Below are 22,541 nucleotides of genomic sequence, written 5' to 3'. Positions count from 1 at the left end.
ACCTTTGCATCGCGCAAAGGTTCTTCTTTTATGAAACTTGGACCTGAAGCTGGTCAACCAGCTGACCATCTACCATCAAATTCAGATAAAAATCTAAGCTTTTATCTCCTGAAAAATACAAGGTTGGTAGCGTTAGCCTTTTTTCAACCTCGCCAACTTGAAACGCAAGGGCTTGAATCTCGTCCCAATAGGCGACACCATGCACACCCGTCCCTGGTTGAATCGAAATCTTAGCTTCTAAAGGACTGCTAGATTCTCTTCGCTTCACTGTAAAGTGGACATTTTCTCCCTTGGTCACAGCCAGACTTTTTTCTGAAAACTCTAGTTGCTGAACAGCTTCTTTTTTTGACAAGCTAGGTGTTTTATAGAGTGAAATCTTGGTCAACAAAGGCAAAGCCTGTGCCTCTGTAATGGTCACGCGTATCTTCTGCGCCTCAACGACTGATCCTCGTAAGAGACGTTTGTAGCCAACAGTATAACCAGACCCAAACTCCTGCCAGACACCATCCAACTCTACCTGAACATGAAAAGCAGCGATGCGTTGCCCCAACTTCAAATCTTCTCTTAACTCAATCACATCAAATGTTTTAGGTGATCCTAAATCGAGCTCTAATTGGATTGGCAACTCTGAATCACTTGCCCATGAACTAGTTTCCAGTCCATCTGTCAGATGATGACAGGCAAAGTCTGGTGATAGAGCAAGTCCAGATACCTTGGCTCCCAGAGCTAAATCTTCCCTATAGAGTGTGTCACGGTAGGCAGCAAATTCATACAGTCGCCGGATATCCTTTTCGTCAAAGAGTCCATCTTGGTTTGGCGGAATATTGAGTAAGAGAGGTGTACCCCGACCCACCGAGTGAAAGTAGATTTCGACCAATTCCTCGAGAGACTTGGGGTCCTGATCCTCATGGTAAAACCAGCCCGGCCGAAGAGAAACATCTGCCTCACCGATTGAAAATAGCGTCCCAAAGGGGTCTCCGTGCTGTAGATAATCTAATTCCGCCTCTGTTCCTAACTGGTCTGGTTTGACCTTTTGCCACAAGGGATCCCCTGCATAGCCTCGTTCATTTCCAATCCAGCGGATACTGGTCCCTTCAGTTGAGAAAATCAAACAATCGCCTTGCAAGTCACGAATGGTTTCAAACCAAGTCTCAAACTCATAGTTGACCTTCTGGGCCCCTTCGCCTCGAGCACCATCCATCCACACCTCAGTGAACTTCCCAGCATTGCCATAAGCAGGATTTGACAAGATTTCCTTCAATTGAGCCAGATAGTAGGCATTGTAATCCGCTTCTCGGTCCACGTGATAGAGGGGACTGTGAGCATCCCAAGGAGACAAATACACTCCCATATCCATGTCAAACTCAGTTGCAGCCTGGGAAACTTCAAGGAGCAAGTCCCCCGCTCCTTTCCTCCAAGGGCTAGCCTTGACCGAATAATCTGTATGGGCTGACGGATAGAGCACAAAACCATCGTGGTGCTTGACCACCAAAATCAGCTTTTTAAAACCCGTTTCTTTGAGCACTCGAATCCATTCACGCGCATCCAACTTGGTCGGGTTAAAACGCTTGGGATCCTCTTGCCCACTTCCCCATTCTTGGTCATAAAAGGTATTGGGACCAAAATGGATAAAGGCAGCTAGTTCATCCTCTAAATAATCCAGCTGGGCCTGGCTTGGTAATGGTCCATGTGGTTTTATGTTCGTCATCATCTCGTATCTCTTTCTCTTGTTCACAAAGTTATCCACAACTTGTGGATAAGAAAACATTCCTAAAAACTAGTTTTTTCAGTCTCTAGCTCACCTGTCACCTTAAACATACCTTTGTCAAATAGTTCTGTACTAGGGTTTCTACTAGCTTTCTAGAAAGTCACTAATATACGGAACTATTTTCAGGATACTTCAACACCCTGAGTTGTATGTCATTTCCTCCAAGACTTATCCACAGACTGTGAATAAACTAGTGTTCCAGACCGCTCTCTCTTTGACTATAACAAAAAGCGATAGCAACGTCAATATGACTAAGATCCCTTCCTAAATCCCCTGAAAAGATTCTATAATTTGTACAATCGTAGCTTTTGCATTCGCCAGCTAGTGAGAAGCAGCCAGTAGAAAATGACTGCCTTATCACATTGTGAACAGCACAACTGTGGTACTATAATACCTAACAACCTAATCGTTTCTAGCAAAAAATCCCGCAGATTTGCGGGATTCTCTCTTGCATCAATGCGCCAACATTTCTTGAGCGATTTCTTGGCCAGATAGGTTATCTGGGTAGTAGGTTGGCCAGTTATCCATCTCTTCAAAGAGGGCTTCTTGGCTAGTACCTCCAAAGAAGATATGGAAATGTCCTGCCTTAACTGGGGCGATATTGTGGTCACTAAACTGAACATACTTGAATTGTCCAGCGTCCGCATCTGTCGCTTCAAAGAGGAAGCGCACACCACGGTTGCCTTTCTTATATGTCAAGATTTTCTTGCCGACATACTTGTAGGTGAATTTCTTGCTTTGGCCACCTTGAACAAATTCCATAGTGTTGTCCGTGATGTTGATCTTAGTCACATCTGTCTGATAGCCTTTTCTATAGTAAGCCTTGTACTCATCCTTGGTCATCTTACCAGTCAACTTAGCCTTGTAGTCAAAGACTTGATCAAAGGTCCCATCTTCAAGGAAAGGATAAACTGACTGCCAGTTGCCAACATAGTCACTCAAGGTACGATCTTTGACATCTGCATCCTCAAAGTAACCGTTGTGAACTGTCTTAGTGTTTTCTTCCTTCTCTGGCTCGATTTCTGGTCCTTCTTGGTCCGTTGTTTGTTTCAAAGCCTTGAGGTTTTTCTCCATCACAGAGATATAGTCCTCACCATCCTTGGTTGCTTCTTCTGTTAGACTTTCTAGCGGATTGAGCACGTCTAGTTTGACACCTGTTTCTTTTGAAAGTGTATTGGCGAGGGCTTGTGAGGCATTTTCTTCAAAGTAGATATAAGAAATCTTGTTTTTCTTAATATACTCTGTTAATTCTGCCAAACGTGCTGCTGATGGCTCTGCATCTGGTGATAGACCTGAGATGGATACTTGCTTGAGACCATAGTCCAAGGCAAGGTAGTTAAAGGCAGCGTGCTGGGTCACAAAGCTCTTTTGTTTAGCTTGAGACAAGCCATCTGTGTAGGCCTTGTCCAAGACTTGCAATTTTTCGATATAGGCAGCAGCGTTCTTTTCAAAAGTCTCTTTTTTATCAGGATAATCTGCTGACAAGCTGTCACGGATATGCTCTACCAGTTTGATGGCGCGTGCTGGTGAAAGCCAAACATGAGGATCGTAGTCGTGATGGTGACCCTCGCCGCCATGATCATGCCCTTCCTCTTCTTCCTCACCTCCTGGTAGGAGCAGCATATCACCTGTCGCCTTGATAGTTTTCACCTTTTTCTTATCCAAGGATTCTAGCAATTTTGGAACCCAAGTTTCCATGTTTTCATTTTCATAGACAAAGGTATCTGCATCTTGGATTTTGGCAACTGCCTTGGCAGACGGTTCATACTCATGGGGTTCTGTACCAGCACCGATGAGGAGTTCTACATTAGCAGTATCTCCTGCGACTTGTTTGGTAAATTCGTAGACAGGGTAAAAGGTTGTCACGATATTTAGCTTCCCATCTGCCTGTTTTTGATTGGAACAAGCCACTAAAAACAGGGCACATAGACTAGCTAGTAGTAAGCTCAGTTTTTTCATTTCATTCTCCTATTTGATAAAACGTTTCAGTAGACTGACTAACAAAAAGACAGCTACAAAGATAATGGTGATACTAGCACTGGCAGGGGTTTCTGCATAGTAGGAAATATAGAGACCTGCCACCATTCCCAAAAAGCCAATAGCGCTGGCTAGTAACATAACGGATTTAAAGTTTTTCCCCAGACGAAGGGCAATGCTAGCCGGCAAGACCATAATGGTCGACACCAAAAGGGCTCCTGCAGCTGGAATCATAAGGGCAATGGCCACCCCTGTCACCATGTTAAAGAGGATAGACATGGTACGAACTGGCAAGCCATCTACAAAAGCCGTGTCCTCATCAAAGGTCAGGATATACATTGGTCGCAAGAACAAGAAAGTCAAGAGTAAAACGACCGCCGCAATGGCAAAGAGGAATATCACCTGCTCCTGGCTAATGGTCACAATCGAACCAAAGAGATATTGGTCCAAACTCATGGAGCTCGAACTTTTCCCCTTACTCATCACGATAAGAGACACTGCAAGTCCTGTTGACATGAGGATGGCAGTCCCGATTTCCATAAAGTTCTTATAGACTGTCCGGAGATACTCTAGAAAGACCGCAGCGATCAAGACAATGGCAATGGTTGAAATGGTTGGAGAAATTCCCAAAACCAGACCAAAGGCTACTCCTGATAGAGAAACGTGACTGAGGGTATCGCTCATGAGACTCTGACGACGTAAGATAAGGAAAGTCCCAAGAACCGGAGAAAAGAGACTCATGGCAATGACCGCCAAGAAGGCACGCTGCATAAAGTCATAAGATAACAAACTAAGCATGGTCCACCTCCTGGTCGCTTTCGTGAACATTGAAACAACGCCACGGCGAATCTTGGTTACGAACCAGATGAATATTGCGATCCGCATAGTCCTTGACCTCCTCAGGATCATGGGTAATCATCAAAACAGCCTTGCCATGATGGTGGGCACTATGGTGCATGAGTTCGTAAAATTCATTTTTGCTCCCCGCATCCATCCCTGTCGTCGGCTCATCTAGGACAAAGATATCTGGGTCAGAAGCAAACATCCGTGCAATAACCGCCCGTTGCTTTTGCCCACCAGAGAGGGAGCCAATTCGTTTGTCACGGTGTTCCCACATACCAACTGAGTCTAGACTGGCCTTGATATGTTCCTCATCATGAGCATTCAAGCGACGGAACCAGCCCTTTCGCGGATAGCGACCCGACTTGACAAATTCATAAACCGTACTTGGAAAGCCAGCATTAAAACTAGCTATCTGCTGGGGAAGATAGGCTATCCTAAGTTTTTTCCCATGAGTATTTGTCTTTGAGATGGTTACCTTGCCAAATCTCGGCTGCAAGATGCCTAGACTTGCCTTGATCAGCGTCGTCTTGGCAGCTCCATTTTCACCAGTCAGGGTGACAAACTCCCCACTATCAACACTGTAGTTGATGTGCTCGAGGACAGGTTCTTTGTCATAATAGAAAGACAAGTCCTCTACTGTAATATACCGCATTATTTGATTTCTCCTACTAAAGCAGTTAAAAACCGCTGGATAACTTCTTGTTCATCTGGAGTAAACTGACTTGCCACTTGTTCATAGGCTAAGAGCGTGTGTTCATGATGATGGTGGTGTTCCTCTGCCACTGGTCGAGCTAGCTCTGTCAGTTGGTAAAAAATCACACGCGCATCTTTTGGATCTCTGGATGTCTCTAACATGCCCTCTTTGACCAAAGATTTGATAGCCTTGGTCACTGCCGCCTGACTGACATTAAGGCGACGGGCCAACTCCGAGTTGGTTAGGGATTCTTCTGACAAGAGCATGAGGATGTGTTCCTGAGTATTGGTCAAGGCAACGTCACTTGTGCAATGCCCGATCAGAATTTCATGCTGGTTCTCAGATCTCAAGATCACCTCGTTTAAAAAGTTATCGATTTCCTGTGCAAGCTGTCTCATGTGTTACTCCTTCCCTAGCTATCTTTTCCATAAAAAACTTAGATAGCCACCGATTCTTTACTGGTTAATTATATCATAAACCAAAAAAGAGTCAAGGGAAAAAGGCGTAAAAACGTTTCCCTAGACTCTTCTAGATGTGAAATTTAACCTATTTTAGCTTTGGTTTTCTGCTCGATAAGATACCTGCCAGACCAGCTACCATTCCCATCAAGAGTAAGAAGATGGATTGTTCACTTCCTGTATTTGGGAGAGCTTTTTCTGAGACAACCGCCTTCTTGCTAAATTGACCTGCCACCTCATAAGTAAGTGGTACATTTGTAGTCGCATCGTTAGCAGCCGCATTCGTTTGAGGCGTTTCTACTGGTAGACTAAAAGTTGTAGAATCCACAGAAATCGTCCGTGAGTTCGGATTGATCTTTTCATACTGGGTCAAATCAGCGGTTTTAAGATACTCTTCAAAGGCTGCATCCATAGAAGGACCTTCTTCTCGCGCACCACCTAACATAGTGTAACCATCACCACCTGCAGCTAGGAAATCATTGGTTGCAAGATAGTAAGTTTTTGCAAGGTCTAGAAGATCATAACGACCAGTCGTGCGGTTTTTGACCTGGATGGCCAAGACACGTTTACCTGATGGTAGGTTGGTATCATAGTAGACCTTCACACCTGAAACTTGCAAGAAACCACCACTTGGTTCTAACAATGGTTGTCCGTTCTCATCCAAGACCTTCTTGCCATCTTTATCGACCTGCAAGATAGATCCGAGTGACTTTTCAAACATATCCAAGACTTGTTGCCCAGTCACTTGGATTTGTGAGATGGTATTTCCAAACGGAAGAACGGCAATGACATTTCCTTTAGTAATTGGTTTGCCTTTTGCAATGGTTTCACGCAAGCCACCACCATTTGTCACAGCGATGTCTGTCGGATGGCTAAATCCTGTTTGACCATACTGATAGAGCGAGTCCGCTACGACGTTTCCGAGGTTAGTTTCACGAACCCGAACATTTTCACGATCTCCGTTGAGTTCTACAGGGCTGTTTGAAACGACTTCAACAGCATTTTCAGCATCGTATTTTTGTTTAATGTCTTTGACTAGTTTTTCAACTGTTGGATTGGCTGGTAATTTTTTAGCATCAGCAGCCGGAATCTGAGTTGGATTGCCCAAAAGCTGACGTGATTTGTAGGTGATTTTCCCTACATTATGAAGGTAACTCCCTGTTTGGTTATAGGTAACATTGTCTCCATAGGTCGTTGATTCTACTGTATGAGAGTGACCGTCGATTACTGTTACGCGTTTCCCTTTCAAACGAGGATTTTTAGACAAGGCTTCTGCCAAAGTTGAACCACGCCATTCGACTGGGGTTGTGGTATCTACACCCAAGTGAGCGAGCACAACATAGTGTTTGTAGTCCTTACCTTCTGCACGAGCCTTGGCTTGAACTTCTTCGATGACCTTATTGACTTCAGAGATTGGATCTGTAAAAGTTACCCCTTTGACATTTTTAGGGTGAGTTTTGGTTGCTGTTTCAGGTGTTGTCACGCCGATTACAACAAATTCATCACCTTCCACAGTCTTATCTTTATCAACGATTGTAGAAGCTTCAAAAAGACGAGCTCCATTGACATAGGTATTTGAGCTAAGTAATGGGAATTTCAAGATTTCCTTGTATTTTTTAACTTCATCAAGACCAAAGTCAAACTCATGGTTTCCTACTGCCATGGCATCATACTGCATCTGATTAAGAATTTCAGCACGCGCTTCACCCTTAGTAGAGTTGGAAATCGGTAAACCTTGAAAAGCGTCTCCCGCATCAACTACCAGAGTATTTTGATTTGACTTCGCACGCTCCTGTTCAATGACAGTCGCTAACTTGGCATCTCCAATTACTCCCTTTTCCTCTACAATACGACCATGGACATCATTGGTGTGTAAGATAACGGTGTCCTTTTCTTCGCTTTTGGTAGATTCAGCAGGAGCTGACGGAGTTTCTGCAGGTACAACCGCTTCTGAAGTTGCCGAAGTTTCCGGTACCGCAGGGCTCTCAACAGGAGCTGGAGTCGCCGACGTAGCTGGAGTCGCTACAACAGCTGAACTTTCTGCAGGAGTTGTTGCTTCTTCAGCATAGACTTGTCCAGCTAAGAAGGCTGGAGCTAACAGGGCTGTCGATAAGACAGGTAACAAAGAACGTTTGTTCATTTTAAAATCCCTTTCTTTTCTTTTTCTCTTTTATATTATACGCTATTTCTAAAAATTTTGAAACTTTTGACCTATTTTCATCTTAAATATTCGCCATTTAAACAAAAAAGCTTGGGTTTAAATCCCAAACCTTTAGACCATTTTATTTGAAATCTTTGATGTTCCCATCATAGGTCGCCCAGTCCTTGCTAAAGAAGCGGTCATTCATCTTGTAGTCTGGAGCTGGTTTCGGATCCGTCAAGAAAGGATTGACAACCTTATCAAAAGCCAGCCAACCTAACCATCCTAGATGAATGGTGTCCTTAACAAAATAAGGGTCCCCTCCATTTTTTGAAAAATCAGCAATATTGGTAAAACCCTGACTTTCTAATTGGTAACGAATTTTCTCCACTGCATGTTGATACATCTCTTCGCTGAGCCCTGTGTACTCCATCCACTTCTTGTTAACCGGCTGAATGACAAAGAGCACATTGACATTCGACTTAGCAAATTGATTGAGGACCAGCTGCAAATCATTGTATTCAGAGGACTTGAGGAAGTTGTAATTTTTTTGATACCCTTCCCATTTTTTTAAATCCTTTTGAATCTCTCTCGTATAGAAATGATTTTCCATCCCCATATCGTTATTGGTCGTATTTGCTTCTGCGTCCTTACGAACAATTTTTTCTAACTCATCATAAGAAAATTGATCCGGAAGATCTTTTAAATAGTTCTCCACGTGTTCCTTGTACTTGAGTTGTCCTCGAATGGAGAATTGTCCAAAGAGAGCGGATTGTTTTTCGTTGAATCGCGCAAAAATATCAATAGCAACCTGATCAACATCTGATAATTCTTCACCCTTTGACAGTTTTTGAACAATGCCTTTCAATGCAACATTAGGATTCTGCTTTAACAATCGAATAGCCGCATGCTTTGCAGCAATGTCACCAGATTGATTTCCCAAAAAAGCTGTTAATTGGTCACTGTTAAAAAATCTCTGAAACGCTGCGGGTTCATAATCTGTCTCCGTAAACCACTGAGGCGAAATCACAAATACAGCCTGCTTATTCTCTATTTCTGGCAAAATTTGCTGTAGACCAAAATATTGATTGAGAGAGGCTGCTCCTGCTTGACCTAGAAAGTAAGGACGATAGGGACGATGGTATTTTTCTGCTAAAACAGCTGGATGGACACTATCAAATCGAATCCATTCACTGGACCCTAGAAAAGGAATAAAACGCATATTTGGATCCGTAAGAGCCCTTACTTTTTGGCTTCTCTCTTTAAAACTCTCTGCACTAACAGAAGCCGCCGAGTATTTCTCCTCCGTCAGATTATGGCTTGTTGTACCTGGATAAAAAAAGATGAGTAGAAGAACCAAAAATCCAGCAATGAAGATAGGCCCGAAGATCAGCCACAAGCGTTTAAGCATTCTTCAACTCCGTAATACCTTCTACGATTTTATTAGCCGTATTCCAGTCATCACGACCGAACTCCGTCACTGGAACACGAATGTCAAAACGGTTTTCAATCTCCACAATCAATTCAACCGTTCCCATGCTATCCAAGACACCGGCATCAAAAAGATCTTCATCCATCATGTCAGAAACATCTTCCATAAACAACTCATCAATAATTTCAATAACTTCTGATTTGATATCCATTTTTTATATCCTTTTATTTTTTAAACCATAAATCATTCAAAAATCCAGAAAAGATTAAGAATGAAACCATCACGACATGGAAGGTGACAACCATGCCAAGCAACTGAATCCAGCGATTCTCAGGTAAGGAACCCTTTCCAGCTTTTTTCCGTTCTTTATTGAGCGCTTTTTTCTTACGAACCCAAGCATCATTGATGACCAGCCCAATCCCATGAAAAAGTCCATAGGCGATGTAGTACCAGGTCACACCATGCCAAAATCCCATAATCAGCATATTGAGAATATAGGCTACACTTGAAGTGACATTGCGATTTTTAAAGACCTTCTTTCTGGTCAACACCATGACCATCCGCATAAAGACAAAGTCACGGAACCAGAAAGACAGACTCATGTGCCAGCGATTCCAAAACTCTTTTAAATCCCTTGACAAAAAGGGCTTGTTAAAGTTGATAGGACTATGAATACCCATCAAGTTTGAAATGGCTAAGGCAAACATAGAGTAGCCCGCAAAGTCAAAAAAGAGCTCCAGACCAAAGGTGTACATGACCGCTAAAGCGTAGAGGTTAAAGAAACCACCTGTCTGCAAGGCCAAATTTTTCAGCGGAGGCAATAATGTCTCTCCTAAAATGTGAGCCAAGATAAACTTGTAGAGGAAGCCAAGCATGATATATTTGACAGCCTCTTCTAGCATGTCCATCAACTCATCCCGTTCAGGAATGGTCTCGTAATTTTCATTGAAGCGTTTGAAACGATCAATAGGACCACTTGAGAAAGTCGGCATAAAGAGAAGAAAACGTAAGAATTGCCAAATCGTTAATTCCTTGATGACACCGTCTCTCAACTCAACGATAACCCCAACTGCACGAAAGGTCAAGTAAGAAATCCCTAAAAATCCAAACAAAGATTGAGGTCCATGAATAGCAGGAGATACTTTCACAAAGACGATTGGCAATAGGGATAGAAAGCTAACCAGGTAAAATATCCATTTACTATCCCGTTGTTTCCTGTACCTTTTGTAGAAAGATACAAGAAGTACTTGCCAGATAACATAAAGGATCAAAGCGCTTATTTGATTCGTCTTTCCACCGACCAACATGGTGAGGATAAAGAAGAGACTAACAAACACCTCGTACAAGGCAAAACGTTTCTTGAAAAAAAGACCAATAAAGATAGGTAAAGTCGCAGCAATTACGTATAAAAAGTACTGAAGATCACCATAAGGTTCCAAATGAGGTAGCTGTTTATAAAGCTCCATCATTGGCTGTTTACCTCATTGATCAAGCCCTTGATGTCAATTTTACCATTAGGCGTTAGTGGTAAACTATCTCGATAAAGAAACTTAGACGGCATCATATAGGACATCATGATATCTGCTAGGTCTTCCTTGATAGCCTTGGTAATATCGATATCACGCTCAAACTGCTGACGGACACCGTCTTTTAGGATGACATAGGCCAGTAGATTTTGTACCTTGTGGTCCTTGTTATAACGTGGGACAGCAACAGCCGACTCGATAAAGCGAGACTTGTTGAGGTTTTGAGAGACATCTTCCAGCTCAATGCGATAACCATTAAACTTAATCTGGAAATCCATGCGTCCACCATAGAGAAGCAATCCCTCATCTGTCATGGTTCCTACATCCCCTGTGTGGTAGGCTGGAAGACCTTCGAACTCAAAGAAAGCTTCTGCCGTTTTTTCAGGATTATTCATATAGCCTTTTGAAACAGCTGGCCCTGAAACAATGATTTCTCCTTGCTCACCATTTGGCAGTTTCTTACCTTCTTCATCAATGACAAAGGTTGGAGAATCCGCCTTGGTATAGCCGATTGGCAGGCGTTTGAGAGTCTTCAACATCTCGTCTGTTACAGCAACTGCTGACAAAGCTACTGTCGCTTCTGTTGGACCGTAGGCATTGATAATACGAGCATTTGGGAACCGCTCACGTAGTTTTTGAGCTGTTTTAACCGTTAATTCTTCACCATCAAAGTAGAAATGCGTGATCCCTGGCATTTTCTCGCTGTTAAAGTCTTCTGACAACATGGCCATATCTGCAAAGGACGGTGTTGATGTCCAGATAGCGATTGGCAATGAAAAAATCGTCGCAAAGAGTTTTTTGAAGTCCTGAGTAATGGCTGAAGGAAGAGCGAAAAGCGTACCACCTAGTGCCAAGGTTGGCGCCCAGTACATGACAGATAGGTCAAAAGAATAAGGGGGCTGAGCCAGCATTTGTGGACGACTTGGCGTCGCAAATTCCTTATCTGTAATCATCCAGTTGGTAAAGCTGAGGAGATTGTCATGGGAAATCTGCACCCCCTTAGGCTTACCGGTCGTACCAGAAGTAAAGATGATGTAGTAATTATCATCTCCCTTGACTGGATGCGTCATCTCATAGCTATCCCCTTGAGCAAAGGCTTCTTGAACCTGAGCTAAAGTCATCATTGGCGTAGAGACTTGCTCTAATGGAAAATCTGAGATAGCAATAATCAAGCTTGGCTCTGCAACTTCTACGATAGCAGAAACTCGTTCCAAGGCCGAATGGCTGTCAATTGGAATGTAGGCATGACCTGACTTAGTTAGCGCTACAAAGGTAGCCAACATCTCATATTCCTGACCACCAAAAACGACGACTGGTGATTTCTCAGGCAAGCCAAGTCGATCGATAGCTGCAGCTAAACTATCTGAATCAGCCTTCAGATCACCATAAGTATGCTCTTGACCTAAAACATTATAGACAGGATATGTTGGTTGTATTTGAGCAAAGTGCTCAATCGTTTCAATCATATCTTTTATCGGTTTATTAGACACTGTTCCTTTTCTCCTTTAAACTAGAACTCATTATAAATAAAGCCACCTTGTCCCTGCCCAAGGTAACTAAAAAAATAAAGCAGGCCAAGCAAGATTACAAAATATAGGGCCGTTCGGCCTAAGAATACATGCAGATTTCGTTGTTTTTTCATAAGCTATCCATTAATATATCATTTCTATCGGCTACAAATACGCACTATTAGTAACTTATCTTCCTAACATTTTACCACTTTATCAACCTTTTTTTCAACTGTTTACCATAACTTAAAAGTTCGTTTTAGGTTATTTTAAGATAAATTAAAATGTTAACAGTAAATGTGAACAAAAATTTCCATTTCTATAAAACTCCTATACCAGTCATCACAAATTAAACAGTTTAAAAATTAACAGCAAACACACGGCTCCCCCTTTGGGCATTTTTATGCTAAAATAGAAGGTATGGATAAGATTATTAAAACTATATCAGAAAGCGGAGCCTTTCGTGCTTTTGTCCTTGACAGCACAGAAACCGTCCGCACTGCTCAAGAAAAACATCAAACTCAAGCCAGTTCAACTGTTGCACTTGGTCGCACCCTTATCGCTAGTCAGATTCTCGCAGCCAATGAAAAAGGAGATACCAAGATTACTGTAAAAGTTCTTGGAACGAGCTCTCTCGGTGCCATCATCACTGTCGCAGATACCAAGGGAAATGTCAAAGGCTACGTTCAAAATCCCGGTGTAGATATCAAAAAAACTGCAACGGGTGAAGTCCTAGTCGGACCTTTTGTTGGAAACGGTCAATTTCTCGTTATCACAGACTACGGTACTGGAAATCCCTACAACTCTATGACTCCTCTCATCTCTGGAGAAATCGGTGAAGACTTGGCCTACTACCTGACCGAAAGTCAACAAACTCCTTCAGCCGTCGGCCTCAATGTTCTTTTGGATAAAGACGACAAGGTCAAAGTCGCTGGTGGCTTCTTACTACAAGTATTGCCAAATGCCAAAGAGGAAGAGATTGCCCGCTTTGAAAAACGCATCCAAGAAATGCCAGCCATTTCGACTCTTCTAGAAAGCGACGACCATATCGAAGCCCTTCTCAAGGCTATCTATGGTGACGAATCTTACAAACGTCTATCTGAAGAAGAAATTCGTTTCCAATGCGACTGCAGCAAAGACCGTTTTATGAACGCTCTTGCCAGCCTTCCAAGCTCAGACTTAGAGGAAATGAAAGAGGAAGACCACGGGGCAGAAATCACTTGCCAATTCTGCCAAACAACTTACAACTTTGATGAAAACGACCTGGAGGAACTCATTCGTGACAAATCTTAATACACCCTTTATGATCGGCAATGTTGAGATTCCCAATCGTACCGTTTTAGCGCCTATGGCTGGCGTGACCAACTCAGCCTTTCGTACCATCGCAAAAGAGCTCGGAGCTGGACTCGTTGTCATGGAAATGGTCTCTGACAAGGGAATCCAATACAACAACGAAAAAACTCTACATATGCTTCATATCGATGAAGGCGAAAACCCCGTTTCTATCCAACTTTTTGGTAGCGATGAAGACAGTTTAGCACGCGCAGCAGAATTCATCCAAGAAAACACCAAGACCGATATCGTCGATATCAACATGGGCTGCCCAGTTAACAAAATCGTGAAGAACGAAGCTGGTGCTATGTGGCTCAAGGATCCAGACAAGATCTACTCTATTATCAACAAGGTCCAATCTGTCCTTGATATCCCCCTCACTGTCAAAATGCGTACAGGCTGGTCTGATCCATCCCTGGCCGTGGAGAATGCCCTCGCAGCTGAGGCTGCAGGCGTCTCTGCCCTCGCTATGCACGGCCGTACCCGTGAGCAAATGTATACTGGTCACGCTGATCTTGAGACCCTTCACAAGGTTGCTCAAGCTTTAACCAAGATTCCATTTATCGCCAACGGTGACATCCGTACAGTTCAAGATGCTAAACAACGCATCGAAGAAATTGGTGCTGACGCAGTTATGATTGGCCGAGCAGCCATGGGAAATCCCTACCTCTTCAATCAAATCAACCACTACTTTGAAACAGGAGAAATCCTTCCTGATTTGACCTTTGAAGATAAGATGAAAATCGCCTACGAACACTTAAAACGCTTAATTAACCTCAAAGGAGAAAAAATTGCAGTCCGTGAATTCCGTGGCCTCGCTCCTCACTACCTTCGTGGTACATCTGGTGCAGCCAAGCTTCGTGGAGCCATTTCACAAGCTAGTACTCTTGCAGAAATTGAGGCCCTCTTGCAACTAGACAAAGCATAGTCTCACATCTACAACTCACAAAAACGGCAAAGCTCAAAAATGAGTCTTGCCGTTTTTATATGTTTTCATCTTGTAAATCTAATTGCTTCACTCTAGCTATATAGTAGGACATAATCAAAAACAAATTAAGGCTGACAATCCATATAGACCATTCATGAAGAAAATGCATCAATACAGCCAAGCTGATTGCGCCCACTATGAAACTTCCCACAACAATCCCATAATTTAAGGCCTGACGACGGTATTCTTGGATATTTCCTTCTCTTCTAGCGATGCGATACAAAGCGGTCAACATCTTTCGGTAATTTCCAGACGTCATAAAAATGACATAGGGATGATCTTCAATCAAACTGCCCGTAAATGTTAGCATCATCATTCCTGTTCCAAAAGCAATGAAAGGAACTTCTAATAGAGGAAATCGTGAAAAGAAAGGTAGAATAAGAGTTCCAATAAATAAAGGGAGCAGCATCTTAACCCGCCAGTAGGCCGTTTTGCGGTATTCTTTCATGTGCAATGCAAACAGAAATCCTAGAGAAAAGAAAATAATGGAGCAGAATCGTAGCATCGTATTGGTAACATTTGAGTCGTGCCAATCAGATATCAGTAGGAGAATATTCCCTGTCTGTGTCGCTACCAAACTATGGTATTGAATATGGCAAAACACATCCAAAGAACCACCTACAAATCCAAGAAATACTCCCATCAGTCGTGTGTTTTGAGGTAAGATTAGTTTATCCGCCATGTATTATCACTCGTTTTCCTTTGATTTTTTTATTATACCACTTTCTCTTGGAGAAACTAAGTGAAAAACAGTTGACTCACTCTTTTACAGAACGATTTCTAGTAAGAGTTAAAACATCAAATTTTATTATTGAATCAAGGCAACGCTTGAAACTTTACCATCCGCACCTGTTGTAATTTGGATGATTTTTCCTCCTCCGATTTTAGCATTATACTTGCCATCATCAAGAGTGTAAGAGTAGCCTCTAATAGAGTAGTTTTCTTTATTTCCTTCTGCAGTTTCTACTGTAAATTGGCCCCCTGATGAAACCGTAATAGTTTCGCCATTCGCTCCCTTCCAGTTGCCTGCAGCTGCTGAGAAATCACCATCGACCATGGTTAAAACACCCTTGTAGCGTTTGTTGTGTTCTGCTTGCTTGTCTTGAAGTTTGCGGTCAGTTGTTGGATCATAGCCTGACTGGTTAGACTGGGCTTGAGAGCCTTGCTGAGTTGAAGGTGCCTGAGATGGAGCTTGCTGACTAGGGGCTGCTTGTTCTTGTCTTGATTCAGGCGCTGGTTTCGCTTGTGACTGATCCGCCGCTGTAGAAGACTGACCAGAAGATGCCTGGGCCTTTTCAGATGAAGCTGAGCTTGAAGATTTTTGAGTCTTGCTTTCTTTGCTAGAAGAAGCTGCTTTAGAGCTTGATGATTGACTTGTCTTTGCAGAGCTACTAGTTTGAGTGGTTTCGTTTTTATTTCCACAAGCTGCTAGTAGCAAGGTAGAAGCCAACACAGTCGCTGCCATCAATTTGATATAGGTTTTCTTTTTCATTTTTTACTCCTTTGTAACGTTTTTGAAATATTAAGAAATCTTTTTGTAACATAATTGTAACATTAGGTTTTGAATCTGTCAACTATTTAGAGAACCTATTTTAAAAAATGTTCTCTCCACTATTTCAATTCGTAATCGAAACGAAAAAATAGAAATTTTTTTAGATTAGAGTCCTATTTTTTGCATCGCTCTTGTGCAATTCTAAGAAAGATAGCCATTCATAAAAATGATGATAAATAAAGAGGTCGGGAACTTTGTCCCGACCTCACTTTTTATTTCAATCGATAGGTTTTTCTTGGTTTCTTTTTGGGTACTCGTTTGAGTCCGACTTCTTCTACATATTCGCCGTATTTTACGAGAAAGTTATTGCTGACGATTGGGCGACCAGGGTTGATGAGATTGACCAGTTCAGTCCCCTCGTAGACAGTGAACTCCTCCTCCAGCAGATAGAGGAAGGTCGGGTTCCAGTCGAGACGGCCTTGGATTCGTTTGATGGATTCTTGGATAATGGCATAATGGTCAAAGGCGAAGGCTTGCTCGTCCAGCTCGGCTCCCTCTAGGTAGCATTTGCCCGTCTGAAAATCGACATCTACGAAAACGACATCCTTGGCATCGTCACCTGCCCGAACGAGGTCTAAGGCACGACTAGGTAGGTACACTAAGTGGGCAATGGTCACTGTCCAGCCCCGTGGATCACGACCGGGGGTCGATACGGTCATCAATTGCTCGATTTTCTCCAAAGGTAGATCGAGATTGACTTCTTCACTCACCTCGCGCTGACAGGCATGTGCAGCATCTTCTCCCTTGTCCATAAAGCCTCCAACCAGAGCCAAGCAGTTTTGATAAGGGTGGGCCTTGCGACGGATCAGTAAGAGCTTGATCTTTCCTTCGACAAAGCAGTAAGCCACCATATCCACTGTCACACTTGGTTTTTCATATTGAGGGAGTTCCTGCCTGTAGTACCAGTCTAAAAACTCCTCCTGACTGGCATGGATTTCATAATATTCTTTTTCCGTCATTCCTTCTGGAATCTTTATGTCTGCCATCTTATGCCTCCTTTCGAACTGCCTTGGTCCATTGGTACCATCCCACTAGACTGTTCAGTGTGTAAACCCAGTACATCCCTTGAATGTGGATATTTTCACCCCACCAGAGATAAATACTAAAGAGATTGGTTGCAATCCAGAAAATCCATTGCTCACGGTAGAGACGTGTCATCAAGAGCTGACCAACACCATTGGTCGCATCAGTAACACTATCACGGAAAGGACGAGCGCTATTGATACTTTGATAAGCCAAGCCCATACCAATCCAGATAATGGCAGTCAAGGCTAAGTACTTGAGCCAGTCAATCACAGATAATTTCTTAGCTTCAAAGTGGGATTCTTCTGGTTTTTCCTGTTCATTGATACGATTGGACAACCAAGCATAGAGACCAATCGGCTGCATGACAAAGAAGTAAACGGTCGTCAAAACTTCTCCATAAAAAGTCGCGTTCATGGCCAAGATCAAGTAGATAGCGGAGTTAATGGTCCCAAAGAGATAATTGCTTGCACGCCCTTCTGCTACCAATATAACACAGACAATCCCAGTCCAAGATGCAAACAAGCTCAGCCAGTCATGACTTTCCGTATTTTGTGTGAACTCTAAGATCAAGGGAACACTTGACAAGGCGATGAGATACAACCACTGAAAAAGACTACGGCCGACAAAGAGATCTTTCCAGAGCAGGCGCATAATCCCTGCAAAACCGATCTTGCGGGCTTCCGCATGGACATTTTTAAAGTTTTCGATAAATTGTGTGATTTTTTTAGTTACTGTTTCCATAATTTTCTCCTAATCTGCTTGGTAAATTGCATCAATAGCCACTTTTGCTGCTTCATAATTGCCTAGGTAATCCTCAGCTAGATAAACTAGTGGAATGGTGGTTAAATATCGCTCTCTCATCTGGTCCAGATGCTGGGAAAAACTGTAGCGAATATGGTCTTCCGCCATGGTCATATCTCTAAATCCGTCATTGACATAAGAACCGACAGGCTGCACAAAGAGAATCAAGTCCCATTTTTCCTTGGCCAAGATTGAAACAAAGAGATTGTCAAAGGTTTCTCCTGATAAGTCCTCTTGATCCTCAGCCTCCATGTAATAATCATAGTAGCCCTTGGTTACTAAGGAGTTGGTGTCAGCTATTACTAGGCCTCGATTGGCATTGCTATCGATTAACTTGGAGGTCTGGTCATACTGCCCTAAAAGGAGATAATAGTAATCCTTTGGAGTCAATTCATCGTCGCGGACATTGTTTTTGATCTGATACTCACGTGCGTATTCCAGGCTGACCGGAGCATCGTAATACCTTGCCAAATCCTTGGCCAGAGTGGTCTTCCCATTGCTGGCACTTCCCATAATCAACACTTTCTTTGTAAACTGTCGACGGAAGGGTTGAGCAATATATTTCCAATATTTGCTTGGATTTTCTCGAATCATAGTCGCTGAGATTCCAAACTTTCTTTCTTGCAAAACGGTCTCAAAACCACGATTTGATAATTCTTGCTGGTAGTCACGTTCCCCCACAAAAAAGATCAGTTCTTGCTGGGCTTCATCGTAGGAAATCTCCGATAACATCTGGTCCAACCACTCCTGCCAGCCCATAGGGTAACGGGGAAGGTTGGTCTCATCTAACTTGCAGACAGAGGTCAATTCGTCATCACGAAAAGCCTCTCGGATATAGCGAAATCGTTTTTGAAGACTTAAACCTACCTGCTCACCTCGGTCTCCCTCGTAGCCTGAAACGACTACCCAGACCTGGTCACACTGACGCTTCGCTCGCTGGATCAGATCGATATGCCCTTGATGGAGAGGGGCAAAGGTCCCAAATACCACTGCTGTTTTCTTTTTCATAAACGTTTTTCCTTTTTATGGTTTTTGATATTTTTGTTTTCTATGTTTTTATTGTATACTATATTTTTGTTTTGTCAATAGTCTTTTATTACTTTTTATAAAAAGGTAACAAAAAAAAGAGAAGGCCATCTTTATACTGCCCCTCAAAAGTTGGACATAAAAAATCTAACTTTTGCGGTTCACTAGCCTTCTCTTTTTATATCTTAGATTCATCTCTATATGAAATGACTTATCATTATTAGATACCAATTATAAGTAAAATCTTTGGGATCTTCAATGGTTAACCAATCAAATGCTAAATATCGAAAGTGGATATTTTTAAAAAACTGAATCATTATTTCCTTCTTTTCATCGCGATGAATGAAGTTCCAATCAAACCAAGGAGACCAATGATCTCAAGAACTAGATTAGACGCCACTCCTGTAGATGGTAATTTCTTCTCAGTTGCTGATGTAGGATTTCCTTTTGCCACCGTTTCATTTCCAGTAGCCAGTGGTTTATGATTAACTTCTTTATTCTGGAATTTTCCAGTTCGGCTCTCTCCTATCTGTGTTTGACTATCTTGGATAGACGGCTTAGTCTGCTTAGGTGTAGTGACATTTTGATTCTTAGAAAGTGTCTTAATCGCAAACAAACTGAAGTGGCTCGTTTTAAAGACAACTTGCCCATTTTCAACTTTAGAAGGAATGCGTTCAAGGTCGCCATTTTCCTTTATGTGATAGACGTGAACATCTGATCCAGTCTGCCCAAGCGCGAGCCGAACAGTTCGTTCTCCATTGACATGAGTTTCCTTGCCTCCTTTAGAAAGAGATAAGTCAAACACACGAACTGTTCCCCCTCCTGTTTTACGAGCAATTTTATCAGCCAACTCTTTCGTCGTTACTTCCTTGAGATGTAACTTATCTGCATCTGTAGGTTTATCAAATATTACTGAGACTTTCGTCTTGCCATCTGCTGCTGTAAAAATTTTATGTGTCTTTGGTTGTGCCGGTGTTTGCGGTTTCTTACCCTCTGGTTGAGGACTTGGTTGCATACCTGGTTTTGGAGCAGATGGCTTCTTATCCTCAGTACCGGGTTGTGTCGGTGTTTGCGGTTTTTTGCCTTCTGGTTGAGGACTTGGTTGCATATCTGGTTTTGGAATTTCTTTCTTATCTTCTTTCTTTGGCACTAAGTTGGCCTTCGCTACCTTCAATTCCGATAAGCTCTTCTGAAGCTCTCCTATCTGAGTATCTAGCTGCTTTTCTGTAATATTTACTTGTTCTAGAAGCTCTTTCCCCTGTTTAATGATTTCGCTTGCGCGATTTCTGACCTTTTCATAAGCAGAACCAGCTTCTCCTGTTAACTTAGCTCCATCTGGAACCGTCTTCATTTCTTCTTCAAGCTGACTGATAGCCTTCTGAAGTTCCACAATCTGCTGAATCTTATTAAAGGATGGAAGAAATTCGTTCTTAAAGTAATCCGCTAGATATTTCCCTTCTAAGGTAGCATAATTCTTATTCCATATTTGCTTGATACCTGATTCAAATTCTTTTTCTAAACTAGGAATTTTCGCGTATTTCTCTCGATACAAAGCGACTTGTCTTGTCATCTTTTCGATTTGTGCATGGATTTGATAATAGATAAAGTCATCTATAAACGTTTGGAGAGTTTTGGCAGTGTATGAACCTTTTTCTAACTGCTCTCTAAATGCTTTTATTTTAGCAGGAGCAATCTTTTTAGAATCTTCCCAAATATCTTTTTTCTGCACCTTATAATCACTGTTATTTTCTGGTAACTCTGGATAGTTATTCACTTCAGCCAAAGCTTGCTCTAGTTTTTTTAGCTCTTCCTTAGCCTTATTCTTCAAAGATTCTATCTCTTTCGTTTCTTCAGTCGGTGTCTGAGATTTCCCATCTTTAGTTGGAGGAATATGACCTTCCATATCAGGCTTTCTTTGAGGCTCAGTTGGTTTCGTTAACCCTTTTTTGAATTCCTCCACAACAGCATTTAGCTCTGACTTCGCTGTTTCTAGAATCCGATCTAGTTCCTCTTTTGTTTGAGCTTTAGAAAGCTCTGATCTATATTTATTTACAATTCCTAAGGCATTTTTAATTAATTCATCAAATTTAGACTCGTCCTCAGATTTCAGATCCTTTTTAGTTCTATCCAACAGCTCACTCATGTGATTAGAAAGCGATAGATTAGCTTCTGAAATTTGTTTAGCCAAATCTTGCTGATCAGTCTCCTTAGCACTTCGTTTGTCTCTCGGTTTCGTTGTCTCTTTATTGCCATTAGATGTTTTGAGTTTTGCAATCTCATCAAGAAGACTGTGTTTAGCCTTCAGCACCTCTTCGTTTTTCGCGGCCTGATCGAGTTGCTGAAGCGCCTTTTTTTCCAACTCGCGTAACTGTTTGATTGTGGCATCCTCGTTTGCTTCTTCTTTGTTTAGTTTTTTCTCCTTTATGTTTTTGTCCACTCGTTCATTGACGTAGTTTTGAATTTCTTTTTCAACGTAAGCTTTGTAAGATTTGAATAACTTACCTAGATCAGCAATAACTTCTTGTTTAATCGTTTGGAGTGATTTATCCGACTCGTTCTTAAAATCATTTACAACTCGCTCTTTGATTTTATTGATTTCGCCTACTAAAGAACTTTTATCCTCTTCGGTGATACCTTTTGTAGTTACCATATCGCTAATCAATTTCTTTTGATGGTCGAGTTCTTCATTGATTTTTTTGAAAGTATCTTCCAGCTCTCTATAACTATTCTCCAAAGTTTCTAGGTTATCACGGTCATCTTCTCCCTCAATCTCTTTTATCAAGGAATCTTTCCGCTCAGTTGGTAGGGTACCCTTTCTGATTTCTTCTTTTAAACGTTTTTGAATTTCAGCGACCGCACCTGTGTTCTCTTTTGTAGAAGTATCTTGAGACTGTTCCGAGCTCTCCTTAGTCGGTGGAACTACCTTGTTTTCATCTTTCGATTGATTTTCTTTTTCCTTACTTTCTTGTTCTATATGCTGCTTTTCATGATGTTTTAGTAAGTCTAGGTGAAAATCATTATCTATCGAAAGCAAGCTTCCTGTATCATTCGCCCGTTCGATTTTCTGCTTATATGCTGCTTTTTTATCTGCAGGAAGGTCACTTTCCGCTAGCTCTTTTATTAATTTTTCTTTTGCATCTTTCAAAGTTTCTCTAGCTGGTTCTGTTTTTTTATTATTTTCAGAAGAAATTTCTTTGTTTTCTCCTGCCTTATCCTTAGATGAAGTTTGTTCAGTGACCTTGGCACTATTTGTGGGTGCACTCGAGTTCATCTCATCAGCATGAGCAACACTCCCCATAAAGAAGCTAGCTACTAGTACACTAGCTACTCCTACACTAAATTTACGAATGGAATAACGCATTCTTCGTTCATGATTTGATTTAAACATATCTATATCCTCCGTGATTTTAATTAACTACAGTATATCCTGCCAATATGAATTGTATATGAAATTTGCTATATTATTTTCG

19 protein-coding genes are annotated in these 22,541 nt (G+C 42.0%); 2 read left to right on the top strand and 17 right to left on the bottom strand.

All coding sequences use genetic code 11. The features are described 5' to 3' along the window. Window positions 1-28 precede the first annotated feature (28 nt). The 11 genes from HMPREF1518_RS05575 to HMPREF1518_RS05525 form a co-directional block, all read right to left on the bottom strand. Window positions 29-1,708: an alpha-L-fucosidase gene (locus HMPREF1518_RS05575; RefSeq protein ID WP_033584816.1), complete on the bottom strand. Its 1,680-nt coding sequence runs from the start codon at window positions 1,706-1,708 to the stop codon at window positions 29-31. A gap of 513 nt (window positions 1,709-2,221) precedes the next feature. Next, window positions 2,222-3,727 (bottom strand): zinc ABC transporter substrate-binding protein AdcA, encoded by a 1,506-nt coding sequence (locus tag HMPREF1518_RS05570; protein WP_000736542.1) that lies wholly within the window; start codon window positions 3,725-3,727, stop codon window positions 2,222-2,224. 9 nt (window positions 3,728-3,736) lie between these two features. Next, window positions 3,737-4,543 carry a metal ABC transporter permease gene (locus tag HMPREF1518_RS05565; RefSeq protein ID WP_000950023.1) on the bottom strand — a complete coding sequence of 269 codons (807 nt, stop codon included), beginning with the start codon at window positions 4,541-4,543 and terminating at the stop codon, window positions 3,737-3,739. After that, window positions 4,536-5,240: a metal ABC transporter ATP-binding protein gene (locus tag HMPREF1518_RS05560; protein WP_001269482.1), complete on the bottom strand. Its 705-nt coding sequence runs from the start codon at window positions 5,238-5,240 to the stop codon at window positions 4,536-4,538. The genes HMPREF1518_RS05565 and HMPREF1518_RS05560 overlap by 8 nt, the downstream gene beginning before the upstream one ends. Beyond that, window positions 5,240-5,680 carry a zinc-dependent transcriptional regulator AdcR gene (gene adcR, locus HMPREF1518_RS05555; protein WP_001249327.1) on the bottom strand — a complete coding sequence of 147 codons (441 nt, stop codon included), beginning with the start codon at window positions 5,678-5,680 and terminating at the stop codon, window positions 5,240-5,242. The genes HMPREF1518_RS05560 and adcR overlap by 1 nt, the downstream gene beginning before the upstream one ends. A 148-nt stretch (window positions 5,681-5,828) precedes the next feature. Then, on the bottom strand, window positions 5,829-7,880 hold the full coding sequence (nt5e, locus tag HMPREF1518_RS05550) for a cell surface ecto-5'-nucleotidase Nt5e (protein WP_033584731.1): 2,052 nt from the start codon (window positions 7,878-7,880) through the stop codon (window positions 5,829-5,831). A 142-nt stretch (window positions 7,881-8,022) separates the two neighbouring features. Beyond that, the gene (dltD, locus tag HMPREF1518_RS05545) at window positions 8,023-9,291 is read right to left on the bottom strand and encodes a D-alanyl-lipoteichoic acid biosynthesis protein DltD (RefSeq protein WP_000919834.1); all 1,269 of its coding nucleotides are present in this window, start codon (window positions 9,289-9,291) and stop codon (window positions 8,023-8,025) included. After that, a complete protein-coding gene (gene dltC / locus HMPREF1518_RS05540; protein WP_000351972.1) occupies window positions 9,284-9,523 on the bottom strand; it encodes a D-alanine--poly(phosphoribitol) ligase subunit DltC in 240 nt (79 codons plus the stop codon). The genes dltD and dltC overlap by 8 nt, the downstream gene beginning before the upstream one ends. Before the next feature lie 13 nt (window positions 9,524-9,536). Continuing rightward, complete coding sequence (dltB, locus tag HMPREF1518_RS05535; protein ID WP_000970386.1) at window positions 9,537-10,781, bottom strand: D-alanyl-lipoteichoic acid biosynthesis protein DltB; 1,245 nt, start codon at window positions 10,779-10,781, stop codon at window positions 9,537-9,539. Next, on the bottom strand, window positions 10,778-12,328 hold the full coding sequence (gene dltA / locus HMPREF1518_RS05530) for a D-alanine--poly(phosphoribitol) ligase subunit DltA (RefSeq protein WP_033584728.1): 1,551 nt from the start codon (window positions 12,326-12,328) through the stop codon (window positions 10,778-10,780). The genes dltB and dltA overlap by 4 nt, the downstream gene beginning before the upstream one ends. Before the next feature lie 20 nt (window positions 12,329-12,348). Next, window positions 12,349-12,480: a teichoic acid D-Ala incorporation-associated protein DltX gene (locus HMPREF1518_RS05525; RefSeq protein ID WP_007518064.1), complete on the bottom strand. Its 132-nt coding sequence runs from the start codon at window positions 12,478-12,480 to the stop codon at window positions 12,349-12,351. 286 nt (window positions 12,481-12,766) lie between these two features. Here HMPREF1518_RS05525 and hslO point away from each other — a divergent pair, with 286 nt between their 5' ends. Then, window positions 12,767-13,639 carry an Hsp33 family molecular chaperone HslO gene (gene hslO, locus HMPREF1518_RS05520; RefSeq protein ID WP_000357832.1) on the top strand — a complete coding sequence of 291 codons (873 nt, stop codon included), beginning with the start codon at window positions 12,767-12,769 and terminating at the stop codon, window positions 13,637-13,639. Then, window positions 13,626-14,606 carry a tRNA dihydrouridine synthase DusB gene (gene dusB / locus HMPREF1518_RS05515; RefSeq protein ID WP_033584726.1) on the top strand — a complete coding sequence of 327 codons (981 nt, stop codon included), beginning with the start codon at window positions 13,626-13,628 and terminating at the stop codon, window positions 14,604-14,606. Before hslO ends, dusB begins: the two co-directional genes overlap by 14 nt. 55 nt (window positions 14,607-14,661) lie before the next feature. Here the strand turns inward: dusB and HMPREF1518_RS05510 are convergent, their stop codons facing one another. From HMPREF1518_RS05510 to HMPREF1518_RS05485, 6 genes are all read right to left on the bottom strand, one after another. Further along, on the bottom strand, window positions 14,662-15,348 hold the full coding sequence (locus tag HMPREF1518_RS05510) for a YoaK family protein (protein ID WP_033584724.1): 687 nt from the start codon (window positions 15,346-15,348) through the stop codon (window positions 14,662-14,664). Between the two features lie 126 nt (window positions 15,349-15,474). Next, a complete protein-coding gene (locus tag HMPREF1518_RS05505; protein WP_033584722.1) occupies window positions 15,475-16,158 on the bottom strand; it encodes a hypothetical protein in 684 nt (227 codons plus the stop codon). Between the two features lie 272 nt (window positions 16,159-16,430). After that, the gene (locus HMPREF1518_RS05500) at window positions 16,431-17,204 is read right to left on the bottom strand and encodes an NUDIX domain-containing protein (RefSeq protein WP_033584721.1); all 774 of its coding nucleotides are present in this window, start codon (window positions 17,202-17,204) and stop codon (window positions 16,431-16,433) included. Window position 17,205: 1 nt separating this feature from the next. Next, the gene (gene pnuC, locus HMPREF1518_RS05495) at window positions 17,206-17,985 is read right to left on the bottom strand and encodes a nicotinamide riboside transporter PnuC (protein WP_033584719.1); all 780 of its coding nucleotides are present in this window, start codon (window positions 17,983-17,985) and stop codon (window positions 17,206-17,208) included. A gap of 9 nt (window positions 17,986-17,994) precedes the next feature. Next, the gene (locus HMPREF1518_RS05490) at window positions 17,995-19,053 is read right to left on the bottom strand and encodes an AAA family ATPase (protein ID WP_033584717.1); all 1,059 of its coding nucleotides are present in this window, start codon (window positions 19,051-19,053) and stop codon (window positions 17,995-17,997) included. 334 nt (window positions 19,054-19,387) lie between these two features. Further along, on the bottom strand, window positions 19,388-22,459 hold the full coding sequence (locus tag HMPREF1518_RS05485; protein WP_033584716.1) for a GAG-binding domain-containing protein: 3,072 nt from the start codon (window positions 22,457-22,459) through the stop codon (window positions 19,388-19,390). Window positions 22,460-22,541 lie beyond the last annotated feature (82 nt).

This window comes from Streptococcus sp. SR1, assembly GCF_000526075.1.
Taxonomy (GTDB): domain Bacteria; phylum Bacillota; class Bacilli; order Lactobacillales; family Streptococcaceae; genus Streptococcus; species Streptococcus halitosis.
Note: the sequence above shows the minus strand (reverse complement) of the source record. Positions and strands in the feature narration are given on the sequence as shown.

What these genes read in the sequence shown, in the direction of transcription:
- HMPREF1518_RS05575 (WP_033584816.1), bottom strand. Translation starts at nt 1,708, where the DNA reads ATGACGAACATAAAACCACATGGACCATTACCAAGCCAGGCCCAGCTG.
- HMPREF1518_RS05570 (WP_000736542.1), bottom strand. Translation starts at nt 3,727, where the DNA reads ATGAAAAAACTGAGCTTACTACTAGCTAGTCTATGTGCCCTGTTTTTA.
- HMPREF1518_RS05565 (WP_000950023.1), bottom strand. Translation starts at nt 4,543, where the DNA reads ATGCTTAGTTTGTTATCTTATGACTTTATGCAGCGTGCCTTCTTGGCG.
- HMPREF1518_RS05560 (WP_001269482.1), bottom strand. Translation starts at nt 5,240, where the DNA reads ATGCGGTATATTACAGTAGAGGACTTGTCTTTCTATTATGACAAAGAA.
- adcR (WP_001249327.1), bottom strand. Translation starts at nt 5,680, where the DNA reads ATGAGACAGCTTGCACAGGAAATCGATAACTTTTTAAACGAGGTGATC.
- nt5e (WP_033584731.1), bottom strand. Translation starts at nt 7,880, where the DNA reads ATGAACAAACGTTCTTTGTTACCTGTCTTATCGACAGCCCTGTTAGCT.
- dltD (WP_000919834.1), bottom strand. Translation starts at nt 9,291, where the DNA reads ATGCTTAAACGCTTGTGGCTGATCTTCGGGCCTATCTTCATTGCTGGA.
- dltC (WP_000351972.1), bottom strand. Translation starts at nt 9,523, where the DNA reads ATGGATATCAAATCAGAAGTTATTGAAATTATTGATGAGTTGTTTATG.
- dltB (WP_000970386.1), bottom strand. Translation starts at nt 10,781, where the DNA reads ATGATGGAGCTTTATAAACAGCTACCTCATTTGGAACCTTATGGTGAT.
- HMPREF1518_RS05525 (WP_007518064.1), bottom strand. Translation starts at nt 12,480, where the DNA reads ATGAAAAAACAACGAAATCTGCATGTATTCTTAGGCCGAACGGCCCTA.
- hslO (WP_000357832.1), top strand. Translation starts at nt 12,767, where the DNA reads ATGGATAAGATTATTAAAACTATATCAGAAAGCGGAGCCTTTCGTGCT.
- HMPREF1518_RS05510 (WP_033584724.1), bottom strand. Translation starts at nt 15,348, where the DNA reads ATGGCGGATAAACTAATCTTACCTCAAAACACACGACTGATGGGAGTA.
- HMPREF1518_RS05505 (WP_033584722.1), bottom strand. Translation starts at nt 16,158, where the DNA reads ATGAAAAAGAAAACCTATATCAAATTGATGGCAGCGACTGTGTTGGCT.
- HMPREF1518_RS05500 (WP_033584721.1), bottom strand. Translation starts at nt 17,204, where the DNA reads ATGGCAGACATAAAGATTCCAGAAGGAATGACGGAAAAAGAATATTAT.
- pnuC (WP_033584719.1), bottom strand. Translation starts at nt 17,985, where the DNA reads ATGGAAACAGTAACTAAAAAAATCACACAATTTATCGAAAACTTTAAA.
- HMPREF1518_RS05490 (WP_033584717.1), bottom strand. Translation starts at nt 19,053, where the DNA reads ATGAAAAAGAAAACAGCAGTGGTATTTGGGACCTTTGCCCCTCTCCAT.
- HMPREF1518_RS05485 (WP_033584716.1), bottom strand. Translation starts at nt 22,459, where the DNA reads ATGTTTAAATCAAATCATGAACGAAGAATGCGTTATTCCATTCGTAAA.